At 66.8% G+C, this 16,353-nt stretch carries 15 protein-coding genes and 2 tRNA genes; 12 read left to right on the top strand and 5 right to left on the bottom strand.

Annotated features, from left to right (window positions below; translation table 11 throughout):
* Positions 1–6 precede the first annotated feature (6 nt).
* From infC to A4F85_RS04220, 8 genes are all read left to right on the top strand, one after another.
* The gene (gene infC, locus A4F85_RS04255; RefSeq protein WP_012206414.1) at positions 7–624 is read left to right on the top strand and encodes a translation initiation factor IF-3; all 618 of its coding nucleotides are present in this window, start codon (positions 7–9) and stop codon (positions 622–624) included.
* A 203-nt stretch (positions 625–827) separates the two neighbouring features.
* Complete coding sequence (gene rpmI / locus A4F85_RS04250) at positions 828–1,031, top strand: 50S ribosomal protein L35 (RefSeq protein WP_012206413.1); 204 nt, start codon at positions 828–830, stop codon at positions 1,029–1,031.
* A gap of 26 nt (positions 1,032–1,057) precedes the next feature.
* Positions 1,058–1,417, top strand: a complete 360-nt coding sequence (gene rplT / locus A4F85_RS04245) for a 50S ribosomal protein L20 (RefSeq protein ID WP_012206412.1) — start codon at positions 1,058–1,060, stop codon at positions 1,415–1,417.
* 110 nt (positions 1,418–1,527) lie between these two features.
* Complete coding sequence (gene pheS, locus A4F85_RS04240) at positions 1,528–2,580, top strand: phenylalanine--tRNA ligase subunit alpha (protein ID WP_012206411.1); 1,053 nt, start codon at positions 1,528–1,530, stop codon at positions 2,578–2,580.
* A gap of 75 nt (positions 2,581–2,655) precedes the next feature.
* Complete coding sequence (gene pheT / locus A4F85_RS04235) at positions 2,656–5,103, top strand: phenylalanine--tRNA ligase subunit beta (RefSeq protein WP_063325747.1); 2,448 nt, start codon at positions 2,656–2,658, stop codon at positions 5,101–5,103.
* Between the two features lie 33 nt (positions 5,104–5,136).
* Positions 5,137–5,469 (top strand): integration host factor subunit alpha, encoded by a 333-nt coding sequence (locus tag A4F85_RS04230; RefSeq protein WP_012206409.1) that lies wholly within the window; start codon positions 5,137–5,139, stop codon positions 5,467–5,469.
* Between the two features lie 188 nt (positions 5,470–5,657).
* On the top strand, positions 5,658–6,068 hold the full coding sequence (locus A4F85_RS04225; RefSeq protein WP_013801679.1) for a MerR family transcriptional regulator: 411 nt from the start codon (positions 5,658–5,660) through the stop codon (positions 6,066–6,068).
* Between the two features lie 30 nt (positions 6,069–6,098).
* A tRNA-Pro gene (locus tag A4F85_RS04220) sits at positions 6,099–6,175 on the top strand.
* 150 nt (positions 6,176–6,325) lie between these two features.
* Here the strand turns inward: A4F85_RS04220 and A4F85_RS04215 are convergent.
* A complete protein-coding gene (locus A4F85_RS04215) occupies positions 6,326–7,324 on the bottom strand; it encodes a LysR substrate-binding domain-containing protein (RefSeq protein ID WP_082138189.1) in 999 nt (332 codons plus the stop codon).
* A gap of 53 nt (positions 7,325–7,377) precedes the next feature.
* Between A4F85_RS04215 and ydiJ the strand changes: the two genes are divergently transcribed.
* The 4 genes from ydiJ (at position 7,378) to A4F85_RS04195 (ending at position 12,149) form a co-directional block, all read left to right on the top strand.
* Positions 7,378–10,431, top strand: coding sequence for a D-2-hydroxyglutarate dehydrogenase YdiJ (gene ydiJ, locus A4F85_RS04210; RefSeq protein WP_063325746.1), 3,054 nt, complete (start codon positions 7,378–7,380; stop codon positions 10,429–10,431).
* A gap of 107 nt (positions 10,432–10,538) precedes the next feature.
* A tRNA-Pro gene (locus A4F85_RS04205) sits at positions 10,539–10,615 on the top strand.
* Between the two features lie 230 nt (positions 10,616–10,845).
* Positions 10,846–11,196: a single-stranded DNA-binding protein gene (locus A4F85_RS04200; protein ID WP_012206405.1), complete on the top strand. Its 351-nt coding sequence runs from the start codon at positions 10,846–10,848 to the stop codon at positions 11,194–11,196.
* Between the two features lie 134 nt (positions 11,197–11,330).
* Positions 11,331–12,149 carry a MetQ/NlpA family ABC transporter substrate-binding protein gene (locus A4F85_RS04195; protein ID WP_012206404.1) on the top strand — a complete coding sequence of 273 codons (819 nt, stop codon included), beginning with the start codon at positions 11,331–11,333 and terminating at the stop codon, positions 12,147–12,149.
* A gap of 187 nt (positions 12,150–12,336) precedes the next feature.
* Here the strand turns inward: A4F85_RS04195 and A4F85_RS04190 are convergent, their stop codons facing one another.
* Genes A4F85_RS04190 through A4F85_RS04175 form a run of 4 tightly spaced genes read right to left on the bottom strand, consistent with a single transcriptional unit; the run spans position 12,337 to position 16,345 of the window.
* On the bottom strand, positions 12,337–13,062 hold the full coding sequence (locus A4F85_RS04190; protein ID WP_063325745.1) for a nitroreductase: 726 nt from the start codon (positions 13,060–13,062) through the stop codon (positions 12,337–12,339).
* Between the two features lie 4 nt (positions 13,063–13,066).
* Positions 13,067–14,266 (bottom strand): thiolase family protein, encoded by a 1,200-nt coding sequence (locus tag A4F85_RS04185; RefSeq protein ID WP_063325744.1) that lies wholly within the window; start codon positions 14,264–14,266, stop codon positions 13,067–13,069.
* Entirely contained in the window at positions 14,263–15,759 is a 1,497-nt protein-coding gene (locus tag A4F85_RS04180; RefSeq protein WP_063325743.1) for an AMP-binding protein, read from the bottom strand. Before A4F85_RS04180 ends, A4F85_RS04185 begins: the two co-directional genes overlap by 4 nt.
* Complete coding sequence (locus A4F85_RS04175; RefSeq protein ID WP_012206400.1) at positions 15,752–16,345, bottom strand: biotin transporter BioY; 594 nt, start codon at positions 16,343–16,345, stop codon at positions 15,752–15,754. The genes A4F85_RS04180 and A4F85_RS04175 overlap by 8 nt, the downstream gene beginning before the upstream one ends.
* Positions 16,346–16,353: the final 8 nt, after the last annotated feature.

Below are 16,353 nucleotides of genomic sequence, written 5' to 3'. Positions count from 1 at the left end.
CCAAGGGTGAGAACCATAGCTACTGAATTTCGTGATCGGCGCCACCGTGAAGAGCGCAAGCATCGTCTCAACCGTGAAATCATGGCGCCTGAAGTGCGTCTGTCCGGCCCGGAGAACGAGCCGCTGGGCATCGTGCCTCTGCAGGAAGCGCTGCGCATGGCGGGCGAACTGGACGTGGACCTGGTGGAAATCGCCGCCACTGCCACTCCGCCTGTCTGCCGGTTGATGGACTATGGCAAGTTCAAGTACCTTGAACAGAAGAAGGCTGCCGAAGCCAAGGCCAAGCAGACCGTCATCGAAATCAAGGAAGTGAAATTCCGCCCTGGTACCGACGACGGCGACTACAACATCAAGCTGCGCAACATCCGCCGTTTCCTGGCCGATGGTGACAAGTGCAAGATCACGCTGCGGTTCCGCGGCCGTGAAATCACGCACCAGCAGATTGGTCTGGACCTGCTGAACCGTCTGCGTGACGATCTGGCGGATTCCATCCAGGTGGAGCAGTTCCCCAAGCTGGAAGGCCGCCAGATGGTGATGATGATCGCCCCTGCGCGCAAGAAGCCCACAGCTGGCGGCAAGCCGGCAGAAGTTTCTGCTGCACCTGCGGTGGCTGATAAGGCATAATCGCGGTTTCGCCCTTCGTTGAGGGGCGACAGAATTTGCAGGCCGTGCGCGAGTTGATTGCGCGGGGCGTGCGATGCAAGGGACATGGTTTCCATGTCCCTTGTTCTTGCCGGCCTCCGGGCTGGCACAGAAGTGTCTCGGGGCCAGCAAGTGCGCGCAGTGTTGCGAGCCGCCTCACGAGCACAAACAACAGGAGCATTCAAATGCCCAAAATGAAGACCAAGAGCAGCGCGAAGAAGCGTTTTCGCGTTCGTCCCGGTGGCACCGTCAAGCGCGGTCAAGCCTTCAAGCGTCACATCTTGACCAAGAAGACCACCAAGAACAAGCGTCACCTGCGTGGTGCAGTGTCTGTGCATGAGACCAACATGGGCTCTATCGCACAAATGCTGCCGATGGCTGGCCTGTAATTCACTGACGAACAAGGAGAAAACACATGCCTCGCGTCAAACGTGGTGTAACGGCCCGCGCCCGTCACAAAAAAGTTCTGGCCCTTTCCAAGGGTTTCCGCGGCCGCCGCGGCAATGTCTTCCGCATCGCCAAGCAGGCGGTGATGAAGGCTGGGCAATATGCCTACCGTGACCGCCGTGCCAAGAAGCGCGTGTTCCGCCGTCTGTGGATCGCCCGTATCAACGCCGCTGCACGTGAACTGGGCCTGACCTACAGCCAGTTCGCCAACGGCCTGAAGAAGGCAGCCATCGAGATCGACCGCAAGATGCTGGCCGATATCGCGGTGCACGACAAGGCTGCGTTTAGCAGCATCGTTGATCAAGTCAAGGCCAAGCTGGCTGCTTGAGATAACGGTCTGCGGCCATCCTCGTGATGGTCTGCAGCGCAAACAGCAAGGGCTAGGGCTTGAAAAGGCTGCTAGCCCTTGTTTCTTTTCACAGTCGATAAAGAGTCGATATGAACGAGTTGGATTCTCTGGTCGAGAGCGCGCAGCAGCTGTTCGCGCAGGCACAAACCCCCGCTGATCTGGAAAACGCCAAGGCGCAGTTTCTGGGCAAGTCGGGCAAGGTGACCGAGCTCATGAAGGGCATGGCGCAGCTTTCCGTCGAAGAGAAGAAGTCGCGCGGAGCCGCCATCAACGTGGCCAAGCAAGGCATCGAGGCCGCGCTGACCGCGCGCCGCAAGGCCCTGGCCGATGCCGAACTGCAGGCCCACCTGAAGGCCGAGGTGCTGGATGTGACCTTGCCGGGCCGCCGCCGTGGCCAGGGCGGCCTGCACCCCGTGTCGCTGACGCTGGAGCGCATCGAGGGCATCTTCGGCTCCATGGGTTTCGATGTGGCCGAGGGCCCCGAGATCGAGTCCGACTGGTTCAACTTCACGGCGCTGAACACGCCGGAAGACCATCCTGCCCGTTCCATGCACGACACCTTCTACGTGGAAGGCGGCACGGAGCAGGCTCCCAATCTGCTGCGCACGCACACCAGCCCGATGCAGGTGCGCCACGCTGTGCAGCACGTCAAGAAATACCGCGAGCGGCTCGACGCCGGCCAGGGCATGCCCGAGATCCGCGTGATCGCGCCGGGCCGCACCTACCGCGTGGACAGCGATGCCACGCACTCGCCCATGTTCCACCAGTGCGAAGGCCTGTGGATTGGCGAGAACGTCAGCTTCAAGGACCTGAAGGTGGTCTTCACCGACTTCTGCAAGACCTTCTTCGAGAGCGACGACCTGGTGCTGCGCTTCCGTCCCAGCTTCTTCCCCTTCACCGAGCCCAGCGCCGAGATCGACATCCAGTTCCAGAGCGGCCCGCTGGCCGGCCGCTGGCTGGAAGTGGCCGGCTCCGGCCAGGTGCACCCCAACGTGGTGCGCAACATGGGGCTGGACCCCGAAAAGTACATCGGCTTTGCCTTTGGCATGGGGCCTGACCGCCTGACCATGCTGCGCTATGGCGTCAACGATCTGCGACTGTTTTTTGACGGCGATATCCGCTTCCTGTCGCAATTCCGTTGATCCGGCTGCAAGCCTTCGCCAAAGAGTCCGCCAGCGCCACGGCGCGCGGACTGAACCAACGCCAAAGAGTCTGATATGCAATTTCCCGAATCCTGGCTGCGCGAGTTCTGCAATCCGCCGCTGACCACCCAAGAACTGGCCGACACCCTGACCATGGCCGGCCTGGAGGTGGAGGAGCTGGAGCCCGTGGCGCCGCCGTTCACCAAGATCGTCGTCGGTGAGATCAAGGCTGCCGAGCAGCATCCCAATGCCGATCGCCTGCGCGTGTGCCAGGTCGATGTGGGCGGACCCGAGCTGCTGACCATCGTCTGCGGCGCACCCAACGCGCGCGTGGGCATCCGAGTGCCCTGCGCCACGGTGGGCGCCGAGCTGCCGCCCGGTGAAGATGGCAAGCCTTTCCTGATCAAGATCGGCAAGCTGCGCGGTGTGGAGAGCTTCGGCATGCTGTGCTCGGCACGCGAGCTCAAGCTGTCCGAGGACCATGGCGGCCTGATGGAGCTGCCGCTGGACGCGCCCCTGGGCCAGAACATCCGTGAGTACCTGAATCTGGATGACACGCTGCTCACGCTCAAGCTCACGCCCAATCTGGCGCATTGCCTGAGCGTCTATGGCGTGGCGCGCGAAGTGGCTGCGCTGACCGGCGCGCCGCTCAAGCCTCAGTCGTTCACGCCTGCCGCCGTGGGCGTGCAGGACAGGCTGGCCGTGAAGATCGAGGCGCCCGACCTGTGCGGCCGCTTCTCGGGCCGCGTGGTGCGCAATGTCAACACCCAGGCGAAGACGCCGCAGTGGATGGTCGATCGCCTGGCGCGCTGCGGCCAGCGCAGCGTGGCGCCGCTGGTGGACATCTCCAACTATGTGATGTTCGAGCTGGGCCGTCCTTCGCACATCTTCGACCTGGACAAGATCCACGGCGGCCTGCAGGTGCGCTGGGGCAAGGAAGGCGAGCAGCTCAAGCTGCTCAACGGCAACACCGTCACCGTGGATGGACAGGTGGGCGTGATCGCCGATGACCGCGAAGTCGAGTCGCTGGCCGGCATCATGGGCGGCGACGCCACGGCCGTGTCCGACGACACGCGTCACATCTACATCGAGGCCGCATTCTGGTGGCCCAAGTCGATTGCCGGCCGTTCGCGCCGCTACAACTTCTCCACCGATGCGGGCCACCGCTTCGAGCGGGGTGTCGATCCCGAACTGACGGTCGAGCACATCGAGCGCATCACTGAGCTGGTGCTGCAGATCTGCGGCACGCCCGAGACCGTCTGCGGCCCCATCGACGATCAGCAGGCCAACATGCCCCAGCCCAAGCCCGTCACGCTGCGCGTGGCGCGTGCGGCCAAGGTCATCGGCATGCCGCTCACGCAGCAGCAGTGCCACGATGCGCTGGCCGGCCTGGGCCTGCCGGTGGAGCAGGGCGATGGCGTGCTCACCGTCACGCCGCCCAGCTTCCGCTTCGACATCAACATCGAGGAAGACCTGATCGAGGAAGTGGCGCGCATGGTGGGTTACGAGAACCTGCCCACGACCAAGCCGCTGGCGCCCATTGCGCCCAAGCTGCGCGCCGAAAACCGCCGCAGCCAGTTCGCCGTGCGCCGCGCGCTGGCCGATCTGGGCTACCAGGAAACCATCAACTTCAGCTTTGTGGAAGCCGCGTGGGAGAAGGATCTGGCCGGCAACGCCAATCCCATCCAGCTGCTCAACCCCATCGCAAGCCAGCTCAGCGTGATGCGCTCCAGCCTCATCGGCTCGCTCATGCAGGTGCTCAAGTTCAATGCCGACCGCAAGGCCGAGCGCGTGCGCGTGTTCGAGCTGGGCCGTGTCTTCCTCAAGGATGACAGCGTTGTTGACAGCGACACCACGGTCAAGGGCTTCTACCAGCCCATGCGCGTGGCGGGCCTGGCCTGGGGCGCTGGAGAGCAGCTGCAATGGGGCCGCGCCGAAGCCAAGGTGGACTTCTACGACGTCAAGGGCGATGTCGAGGCGCTGCTGGCGCCGCGCAAGCCCGTGTTCGAGCCGGCCGAGCATCCGGCCATGCACCCGGGCCGCTGCGCGCGCGTGCTGCTCGATGGCCAGTCCATCGGCTTCATCGGCGAGCTGCATCCCCAGTGGCGCCAGCAATGGGATCTGGCCCAGGCGCCCGTGCTGTTCGAGCTGGAGCTCGATGCCGTGCTGGCGCGCGAGGTGCCGGTGTTCAAGCCCGTGGCCAAGCACCAGGCCGTGGAGCGCGACATTGCCGTGGTCGTGAACGAAAAGGCCACGCATGCCCAGCTGATGCAGGCGGTGGAAGCTGCCCAGACCGGCGGCCTGCTGCGCTCCGCCGTGCTGTTCGATGTGTTCCGCCCCAAGGCGCTCAAGGCCGGCGAGACAGCGGCACCGGGCGCGCTGGCGCAGGACGAAAAGAGCCTGGCCGTGCGCCTGACGCTGGGCCATGACGACAGCTCGCTGACCGATGTGCAGATCGAACAGGCCGTGCAGGCCGTGCTCGAGCAGCTGCAGCAACGCCTGGGCGCGCGCCTGCGCGCCTGATGGAAGGCCCATGCCGTGAAAGGAGATCCCGTGATGGAACTGACGGTGGAAAGTCTTGATTCGCCCGCGCTGACCAAGGCGCAGCTGGCGGACCTGCTGTTCGACGAGATCGGCCTGAACAAGCGCGAATCCAAGGAAATGGTGGATGCGTTCTTCGAGCTGATCTCGCAAAGCCTGGTGACGGGCGAGGATGTGAAGCTGTCGGGCTTCGGCAACTTCCAGATCCGCACCAAGGCGCCGCGTCCGGGGCGCAACCCGCGCACGGGCGAGGCCATTCCGATCGAGGCACGCCGCGTCGTGACCTTCCATGCGAGCAGCAAGCTCAAGGAGCAGATCCAGGAAGGCACGACGGGCTCCGCGTCCTGAAGGGTCGTCCCCGGGGCCCGGCTTGCCGTGGCCCAGCTGTCGTCAGCCTGTCTGCCTTGCGGTGGATGGGCTGTTTTTACGACAGGGTGCTGGCCTGCAAGCGAGCTGTGCAGTAGGCTCGGCCTTCTTCCCGGATCGGCGTCCGCGCACCAGCGGCATTGCACATCCTGACCTCATCCACATTTGCCATGGCTTCACTTCTGCCCCAGATTCCCGCCAAGCGCTACTTCACCATCGGTGAGGTCGCGGATCTGTGCGACGTCAAGCCGCATGTGCTGCGCTATTGGGAGCAGGAGTTCACGCAGCTGCGTCCCATGAAGCGGCGCGGCAACCGCCGCTACTACCAGCACCACGAAGTGCTGATGATCCGGCGCATCCGCGAGCTGCTGTACGAACAGGGCTTCACCATCAACGGCGCGCGCAACCGCCTGCGCGAAGCCTCGGGGTCTGCCGTGGTTCCCGCGCTGCAGGCCGGTGTCGTGGTGTCGGCGCCGGCTGCCGCGCCGCTGCTCGGTGGCGATGCCGCGGCCAGCGTTCCGCTGGAGCCGGAGGCCGTGCGTGAAGAGCTTTTGCAGATTCGTGCGCTGCTTTCTATTTGAGAGCAAAAAGCTGTATATAATTGAATTCTTCGGCGTGTAGCGCAGCCTGGTAGCGCACTTGCATGGGGTGCAAGGGGTCGCGAGTTCGAATCCCGCCACGCCGACCATAAATGAATACGGACCACAGCTTCTGGCTGTGGTCCGTTTTTCTTTGTGCCGTCGCCAACCGCTACCAACCGCTACCAACCGCTACCAACCGCTAACAGGTGCTTCCGTGTGCCGCCAACCCCTGAAGGGGAGCGGCCGTTGCGCAGGAATCAACCCTGAGCGCAGGTCTCAAGCAGCCATTGCCGGAAGGCTGCCAGCGCCGGCAGTGTCGCGTTCCTCTCGGGATAGACCAGGTAGTAGCTGCGCTGGCTGGGGATGGCGTCTCCCACCACGTGCAGCTCACCGCGCGCTATCTCCTCTTCCACCAGCACCCGTGGCACCAGGCCCACGCCCATGCCTGCCAGCACGGCCTGTATCAGGTGCGAGGTCAGCTCGAAGCTCGGCCCTATCCGCATCTGCCGGTGATCGAGCCGATAGTGCGTGAACCACTCGCTCCAGGCCTGCCGGTTGCTGGCCACCGTGAGCAGCACCTGCTGGCCCGCCCAATCCGGCGAGGCTGCTGCCTGCCCGGCCTGCTGCAGCGCCTGCGGGCTGGCCACCGCCACCAGAAACTCGTGGTACAGGCGATGCGCGGTCAGCCCGGGCCAGTCTCCCGTGCCCACGGTGATGGCGGCGTCTATCTCTGCGCTGTCGAAATCGATATCGCCGATGCGCGAGTGGATGTGCATCGTCACCCCGGGCTGCGCCTGGTAGAAGCCATGCAGGTGCGGCAGCAGCCATTTGGAGCCGAAGGTGGGCAGGGTGGCCAGATTGAGGGTGCCGCCGCCGGACTGGCGTGACATGGCCTGCAGGGTGGCGCTGCGTATGCGGCCCAGCGCGGCGCCCAGGTCGATGAAGTAGCGGCGCCCCACGTCGGTCAGGCGCACCGTGCGCCCCTCGCGGCGGAACAGGCTGATGCCCAGCTGCGCCTCCAGCGTCTGCACCTGCCGGCTGATGGCGCTCTGGCTGAGCGACAGCTCCTCGGCCGCACGCGCATAGCTTTCGTGGCGCGCGGCCGCCTCGAAGACCAGCAGCAGGGACATGGATGGCGTCAGGCGTCGGTAATTCATGAGTTTTATGCAGTGTTTGCGGCAGCAATTTTCGTTTGTTCCAGAGGAAGAGTGTAGAGATACTTGCGGCCATGGTCGGCCTGAAATCGTGTATTGCATGCATGGGTTTCCTGGGCTGATCGCCTGCAACAAAACTCCCCACCTTGCCCTCCATGTCGATTGCCCCACTGCCCCACGCCGGCGCCCCCGTGGCTGCTCATTACCTTGAGTTTCTTGAAGCGTTGAAGGCCGCCGGCTTCGAGGGCGACGTGGACACGGACCATGCCAGCCGCACCGTGCTGGCCACGGACAACTCCATCTACCAGCGCATGCCGCAGGCGGCCATCTACCCGCGTCACGCCGAGGATGTGGCCAGGGCGGCGCAAGTGCTGGCGCGGCCTGAGTTCCGCGATGTGGTGCTGACACCGCGCGGCGGCGGCACGGGGACGAACGGCCAGTCGCTCACGCATGGCGTGACCATGGACTTGTCGCGGCACATGAACGGCATCCTCGAAATCAATGCCGATCAGCGCTGGGTGCGCGTGCAGGCAGGCGTGGTCAAGGACCAGCTCAACGCCGCGCTCAAGCCATACGGGCTGTTCTTTGCCCCCGAGCTGTCCACCTCCAACCGCGCCACCATCGGCGGCATGATCAACACCGATGCCAGCGGGCAGGGCAGCTGCACCTATGGCAAGACGCGCGACCACGTGCTGGCGCTGGACTTTGTGCTGCTCGGCGGCGAGCGCCTGCACAGCGCGCCGCTGGATGCCGAGGCGCTGGAGCGCATGTGCGCCGATTCGGGGCGCATCGGCAAGGTGCACCGCACGGCGCGGCGCATCAGCGAGGACCAGGCGGAGTTGATCGAGGCCAGATTCCCCAAGCTCAACCGCTGCCTCACCGGCTATGACCTGGCCCATCTACGCGAAGGCGACGGGCGCTTCAACCTCAACAGCGTGCTGTGCGGCGCCGAAGGCTCGCTGGGCTTCGTGGTGGAGGCGCGGCTCAACGTGCTGCCCATTCCCCGGTACTCGGTGCTGGTCAACGTGCGCTATGCGGGCTTCATGGATGCGCTGCGCGATGCGCGCGCGCTGATGGCGCACCGGCCGCTGTCCATTGAGACGGTGGATTCCAAGGTGCTGCTGCTGGCCATGAAGGACTTCGTCTGGAGCAGCGTGGCCGAGTACTTCCCGCAGGACGGGCAGCGTCCCACGCTGGGCATCAACCTGGTGGAATTCAGCGGCGACGATCCGCAGGAGGTCGATGGCCGCGTGCAGGCCTTCCTCGCGCACCTGGGCGCCGACGCCTCGGTGGAGCGGCTGGGCCACACGCTGGCGGCCGGCAATGCGGCGGTGCACCGCGTCTATGCCATGCGCAAGCGCGCCGTGGGCCTGCTGGGCAACGTGGCGGGCGAGGCGCGGCCCCAGCCCTTTGTCGAAGACACGGCCGTGCCGCCCGAGAACCTGCCCGAGTTCATTGCCGAGTTCCGCGCGCTGCTGGACAGCCACGGCCTGCAGTACGGCATGTTCGGCCACGTCGATGCCGGCGTACTGCATGTGCGCCCCATCCTGGACATGAAGAACCCTGTGGACGCCGCCCTGGTGCGCCCCATCTCCGACGCGGTGGCCGAACTCACGCAGCGCCATGGCGGCCTGCTGTGGGGCGAGCACGGCAAGGGCCTGCGCTCCGAATATGTGCCGGCCTTCTTCGGCGAGCTGTATCCCTCGCTGCAGCAGCTCAAGGCCGCCTTCGACCCGCACAACCAGCTCAACCCTGGCAAGATCGCCACGCCTCCGGCCAGCAAGACCTTGCTGCTCAAGGTGGACGGCGTCACCACGCGCGGCGAGCTGGACCGGCAGATCGACGAGCGCGTATGGCAAAGCTATGGCGCGGCCATGCACTGCAACGGCAACGGCGCCTGCTACAACTTCGACCCGGACGATGCCATGTGCCCGTCCTGGAAGGCCACGCGCCAGCGCGTGCATTCGCCCAAGGGCCGGGCCTCGCTGATGCGCGAATGGCTGCGCCTGCAGGGGCAGGCCGGCGTCAACGTGCTGGAGGTCGCGCAGCGGCCCCAACCCTTCCTGTCCAGCCTGGCCGCGCGCTGGCGCAACAGCCGCGCGGCGCGCCGCGGCGAGGCCGATTTCTCTCACGAGGTCTATGACGCCATGGCCGGCTGCCTGGCCTGCAAGTCCTGCGCCGGGCAGTGTCCCGTCAAGGTCAACGTGCCCGAATTCCGCTCGCGCTTTCTGGAGCTCTACCACCGCCGCTACCTGCGGCCCGTGCGTGACTACCTGATCGGCTCGCTGGAGTTCACCATGCCGTGGCTGGCGCGCATGCCCGCGCTCTACAACGGGGTGATGGGCTCGCCATGGATGCGCGATGTGCTCAGCCGGCGCATCGGCATGGTCGACGGCCCGCTGCTGAGCCGGCTGGACCTGGCAGCCACCTTGCGGCAATGGAAGGTGCGCGCGGCCGATGCGCAGGCGCTGGCCGCGCTCACGCCCGAGCAGCGCGCACGCAGCGTGGTCATCGTGCAGGACAGCTTTACCCGCTACTTCGAGACCGGCCAGCTGCAGGTGCTGATCGAGCTGGCGGCGCGACTGGGGTTCCAGGTCTGGCTGGCGCCGCTGCTGCCCAATGGCAAGCCGCTGCATGTGCAGGGATTCATGGGCGCCTTTGCCAAGGCGGCCATCCGCAATGCCGCGCAGCTAGCGCAACTGGCGCAGTCCGGCGTTGCGCTGGTGGGGCTGGATCCGGCCATGACGCTGGCCTATCGGCAGGAATACCTCAAGGTGCCGGGCATGGGCGAGGTGCCGAAGGTCGCGCTGCCCCAGGAGTGGCTGCTGCAGGTGCTGCCCGAGGCAGTGACCAGCGTGGCCAGCGTGGCCTACCGGCTGCTGCCGCACTGCACTGAAAAGACCAATGCGCCCGACAGCGGCAAGCAGTGGACGCAGCTTTTCGAGCGACGGGGGCTGCGCCTGAGCGTGGAGGCCACGGGCTGCTGCGGCATGTCGGGCACCTACGGGCATGAGGCGCGCAACCTCGAAACCTCCAAGACCATCTATGCCCAGTCATGGGAGAAACAGATCGAGAGCAAGCAGAACCTGGGCGAGCCGCTGGCCACCGGCTATTCCTGCCGCAGCCAGGTCAAGCGACTGTCTGCACGTCAGGTGCGCCATCCGTTGGAGGCCTTGCTGGACCACGTGCGCGCCACGCATCAGGGGTGAGAAGATGCGGGGGCTGAACGTCGCCATTTCAGGAATTTGCAGACATTTTTGAAAAATCTCTGCGTTTTCCCTGAAGGCCTGTTTTTAGTCCCTATAATTCAATGCTTCGGCGTGTAGCGCAGCCTGGTAGCGCACTTGCATGGGGTGCAAGGGGTCGCGAGTTCGAATCCCGCCACGCCGACCAAAACGCAAAGCTCCTGACGGAAACGTCAGGAGCTTTTTGCTTTGTGCGTTCGTTTTTTTGCGCGTTCGATTTTGCGCGCGATGGCGCCTTGCCGCGAAGAGCAAGGGCAAGGACAAGTGCAGCTTCGCCAGGCAGGTCCATCACGGATGGCGAGGGCAGCCAGCGCATGAAAAGTCCATGCACCGCGAAGATGCGCGTCCCGGTCTGGGCACGTAAAACCTGCACCTACAATGGCGTCTTTTGTAACTGACGATTTCTTCCTGGTCTCGCACATGATGGATGGACTGATTACCGGCAGACTCACCGGTACGCCCGAACACCGCAGCGACCGCAATCGGCGCCCCTTCATGGTGGCCCGCGTGCGTTCCGAGGCATCCGATGGCACCTCCATCCCGGTCAACGTGGTTGCATTCGATGCCCAGGCCTGCGAGGTGCTGCGCAATCTGATCGAAGGCGATGCCGTGGCGCTGCGTGGCAGCTTCACGCCCAAGGTCTGGATAGACCGCCAGGAACAACCCCACCCTGTGCTGGACGTCGTGGCCCACCAGGTGATGGCAACGCCCGAGTTCCAGGACCGCTGACGCCCGCGCTGCGGCGCCGGTTGTGAGCTACTGAAAAAACTGTCTAGCCGCAGTGTGCCGGTACGGCCGCCGCGCGCTGTGTTGGCGCTACAGTGTGCGCCTGTGTTTTTGACAGGTTACAAGGAACCGCATCCATGCCCACCAAGCGCCATTTCCTCCGCCGCACGCTCACGGCCGCCGCGATTGCCAGCACCGCAGCCATGACCCTGCTGGCCATGCCCGCGCAGGCGCAGGACAAGCCCATCAAGGTCGGCGTCACGGCCGGCCCGCACGCCCAGATCATGGAACAGGTCAAGAAGGTCGCCGAGAAGAACGGCCTGAAGATCCAGATCGTGGAATTCGGCGACTACGTGCAGCCCAATGCCGCGCTGTCTGCCGGTGACCTGGACGCCAACAGCTACCAGCACCGCCCCTACCTCGACGCCCAGGTGCGCGACCGCGGCTACAAGATCGGCTGGGTGGCCGACACGGTGAATTTCCCCATCGGCATCTATTCCAAGAAGATCAAGCAGCTGGCCGACCTGCCCCAGGGCGCCAAGTTCGGCATCCCCAACGACCCCACCAACGGTGGCCGCGTGCTGCTGCTGCTGCAGGCCCAGGGCCTGATCAAGCTCAAGGAAAGCGCGGGCCTGAAGGCCACGCCGCTGGACGTGGTCTCCAACCCCAAGAAGCTGCGCTTCGTGGAGCTGGACGCAGCCCAGCTGCCACGCTCGCTGGATGACCTGGACGCCTCGGCCATCAACACCAACTTCGCGATCTCGGCAGGCCTGAACCCCAAGACCGATGCCATTGCGCAGGAAAACGCCAAGAACCCCTATGTGAACATCCTGGTCGCGCGCGATGCCGACAAGGGCAAGCCCTGGGTGGCGCAGCTGATCAAGGCCTACCACTCCGATGAAGTGCGCCAGTTCATTGATGTGCAGTTCAAGGGGTCGGTGATTCCTGCGTTCTGAAGAACGCACCCCCTGAGGCGCTGACGCGCCTTCCCCCTCTCTACCCGCTTCGCGGGGGAGGGGGACGACACCCTCGGTGCGGGGCTGCCCTTCCTCGGTGTCCCCGAGTTGGGCCTTGGTGGTGCCATCGCCATGACCCGTACTAGTGGGCGCGAGCTCGCAAAGCTGCCGATTTCGGCAGCTTTTTTTATTCTCCCAGCACTCTGAAGTATTCGGTCAGCGGTGCGCGGGTGGTCTGGGTGCGGTTGACGGGGGCGGCCTCGTCGGGCCAGCCAAGCGCCAGGCCGCAGACGATGTGCTCGCCGGGCGGCAGGTCGAGCACGCGGCGCACGGTGTCGGGGTAGGAGGCCAGGGCGCCGATGGCGCAGCTGCCCAGGCCCTGGGCGGCTGCGGCCATTTGCAGGCCGTACAGGGTCATGCCCAGGTCCATGTAGCCGCCTGCGCCGAAGCGGGCGTCAATGCTCACGACCAGGGCCACGGGCGCGTCGAAGAAGCGGTAGTTGCGGCCGAACTGCGCGTCGCGCCCTGCGCGGTCCTCGCGGGCCACGCCCAGGGCGCTGTACAGGGCCTGGGCCGACGCCACCTGGCGCTTGCGCAGCGCCATGGGCATGGGGCGGGGGAAGTAGCCGTAGTCCTCGCGCTCAGGTGCTCCGCCTTGCCAGTCGGCCAGCAGCGCCTGTGTGAGTGCGCCGCGCAGGCTGCCGCGCACCTGTATGAACTGGCCGGGCTGCAGGTTGCCGCCGCTGGGCGCCCGGCGGGCCGAGTGCAGCAACTGGTGCAGCAGCGCGTCCGGCACGGGATCGGGCCGGTAGGCGCGCACGGAGCGGCGCGCGTGCACCAGGGCCTCATGCGCATCGCCAAAGGGAAGGGTGTCGGACGGTGGGTTGGCGGACATGGGAAATGCGGAGTCCATGGATTCAAAGCGCCTGCACCAGGCAGGCCGCACCTATGCCGCCCGCCCCTGCAATGGCGGCCAGGCCCAGGGCCGGCCTGTGGGCTGCTGGCGTGCGGTGCAGGTCTGAGAGCATGCGCACCAGCGCAACCGCGCCCGATGCGCCAATCGGATGGCCGCGCGCCAGGCCACCGCCGCCGGTGTTGAGCTGCTGCAGCGGCAGGACCAGGGTTTCGGCAAAGGCCAGGGCCTGCACGGCGAAGGCATCGTGCAGCTCCACAGCCTGGAGCTCTGCCGCAGTCAGGCAGGGCAGTTGCAGCGCTGCGGCTGCACGCTCCAGCACCTGCTGGGCCGCCAGTGCGGCGGCGACCAGCGGTGTTTCGGGCGCATGGCCCAGCGAGGCACTGGCCACCCAGCGGGCGCGTGGCTGCAGGCCCAGGCGTGCACAGGCCTGCGGCGTGGCCAGCAGCACCAGGGCTGCACCATCGGCCTTGGGCGAGATGGTGGGCGTGCTCAGCGCATGGCGCTGGCGTGCATGGGCGTCAACGGCGCCAGCCGCTTCGGTCACCACGGGCATGCGGGCAACGCGGGCCGGATTCAGGGCGCGCGGATAGGCGTCGTGGTCCAGCCCCGCCATGGGCACGATCTCTTGGGCCAGCCGGTCGCGGTGCGCGAGCGCCAGCGCGTGGCTGTGGATGGCATGGGCCTCCTGAACGGCGCGGGTGATGCCGTGGGCCAGTGCATGGTCGGCGGCGGATTGCAGCAGGTCCGGGTCGCGTGCGGGGTCGGGAGCGAACGCGGGGCGGTCATAGGTGACGGGCAACTCGCCTGCATGGCGCGGGCGTGTCTGGCGGATGGGGGCACGGCTCCAGGCCTCGGCACCACCGGCCACCACGATATCGGCCTGGCCCGACAGCAGCAGGCCCGCAGCCAGGGCCACGCTGTCCAGGCCCGAGCAGCACTGGGTATCCACGCTGTGGGCCGCGCAGCGCTCCGGCAGGCCCGCAGCCAGGGCCAGCATGCGGGCCGGGTTGCCGCCTGCGCCCAGGGCGTTGCCTAAGACCACGGCATCCACGGCCTGGGCAGGCAGGCCGGCCCGGGCCAGCAGGGCCTGGAGCACGGGCGCGCCCAACTCGTGCGCGGCAAGCTCGCGCAGCGCACCGCCCACGGGGGCGACGGGGCTGCGCGCCCAGGCCAGGATGACGGGGGCGTCTTGCGGGTTCATGGCAGGGGCAGCAGCGCGGGTTCGCCGGGCAGTGCCTGGCCAGTGTCCGTGGCCGCCAGCATGCGCGCCAGACGGCCGTGGTCGGTCTTGCCGCTGGCGGTCTGCGGCCAGTCGGTGCAGCTCCACCATTGGCGCGGCAGCTTGTAGCTTTCCAGCCGGTCGCGCAGCCAGGCCGCCAGCGCCTGTGCGGAGCCTGTGGGCGCGGCGCCGTGCCATTGCACGACGGCGTGCACCTGCATGCCGCGCAGGGCGTCGGGCAGGCCTTGGATGGAGACCTGGGCCACGCCCGGGTGCGCGGCCAGCAGGGTCTCGACTTCCTCGGGGAACAGGTTCTTGCCTTGGGTGACGAGCATGCGGCTCTGGCGTCCGGCCAGGCACAGCTGGCCGCCAGCATCGATATGGCCCATGTCGCGCACGGACAGCCATTCGCCATCGCGCAGCGCGGCCGTGCCATCGCGCGCCTCGCCCACATAGTCCATGAACAGCATGGGGCTGCGCATGTAGATCAGGCCGTCCTCGCCCGGCTGCAGGGGCTGGTCGCCGGGCTGCTGCGTGGCGGGGCGGATCTGCAACTGCACATTGCTGAAGGGCCGGCCCACGGCCTGGGGCGGGGCCTGTTCGTCGGCCTCCATCCAGGCGATGAAGCTGGCCTCCGAGGCGCCGTAGAACTCGATGATGCGTGCGCGCGGAAACAGCGCGCGCAGGGCCGGGGTCTGGGCGCGCATCCAGCGCGCGCCGCTGATCATGATCAGCTCCACCTCGGGGATGGGCGCCAGCGCGCGGTGTGCGGCCCATTGCAGCATCAGCAGCAATTGGCTGGGCACGGCGACCAGGCAGGGCGCCTCGCCGCGCGCCAGGCTGGCCAGGCAGCGCGCCGCCGAGAACCGCTCCTGCACCACGGCGCCTTCGCCGCACCACAGGCCCTGCATCACGCCGAACAGGAACAGTGAATGCGAGATACGCCCGGGCGCCATGGTGCGCTGCGCGGCCACGGCGCCGAAGTCCTCCAGGCAGACGCGAAAGCTCTCTGTCCACGAACGGTGGTGGCGCATGAAGCCCTTGGGCAGCCCGGTGCTGCCCGAGGTGAAGCCGGTGTAGAAGGCGCCGGTGGCGGTGGCCTCGGCCAGAGCGCTGGGCGCCGTGGGAAGCCAGCCCTCGATGCGGCTGCGCACGGCCTCGGGCCAATCGGGGTCGGCCACGGCGGCGCAGCGGCCGCTGTGCAGGATGGCGAGGAATTCGACGATGGCATCCACGGTGCTGGCGCTGCCGCCCGTGTCCAGCAGCAGCATCTCTGGCGCCTGGCCGGCCACCAGCGCGGCCGAGCGCTGCAGCACGGCGGCATGCAGCGCGGCAAAGCTCCATTGGCCCGCCTCGCTTTGCAGCGCCATCGCATCGGGGCGCTGCCGGGCCCAATGCTCCAGCGGGCCATGGACCAGGGTCCACGGGTGCTGCAGCGGCGCGGCCAGCGGGTGGGGCGCGAGCGGCTCAACCATGCTGGCGGCCTCCGAACGGCCAGTCCGGCATGCCGCGCGCCACCGTGTGCACCACCAGGGCGCACAGCACGCACTTGATCAGATCGCCGGGCACGAACAGCAAGGTGGCCATGAAGGCCTGCGACAGGCTGAGCTTGGCCATCAGCATGAGGCCCAGCACGCCAAAGGCATGCAGGGCCACCAGCCCGCCCAGCGCCGAGGCTGCAAAGGCGCTGAACGCCGCGCGCCGGGGCGCGCCCTGGGGCAGGGCACGCATGACCAGGCCGGCAATGCAGGCCGCCAGCGGGTAGCCCAGCAGGTAGCCGGCCGAGGGCGCCATGAAGACGGCAATGCCGCCGCGCCCGCCCGACAGCAGGGGCAGGCCCACGGCCACGGCCGCGAGGAACAGCAGCATGGACTGCATGCCGCGCCAGGGGCCGAGCATCACGCCGGCCAGCATCACGCCCAGCGACTGGATGGTGATGGGCACGCCCAGCGGCAGGTCGATCTTGGGAATCAGGCCCATGACCGCCATCAGCGCCGCAAACAGCGAGACCTGGGCCATGGAGCGCGCAGAGGCGCGTGAGACGGTGGAGGGGGCGGTCATGGACGGTT

Source organism: Delftia sp. GW456-R20, from assembly GCF_001622915.1.
GTDB lineage: Bacteria > Pseudomonadota > Gammaproteobacteria > Burkholderiales > Burkholderiaceae_C > Comamonas > Comamonas acidovorans.
Note: the sequence above shows the minus strand (reverse complement) of the source record. Positions and strands in the feature narration are given on the sequence as shown.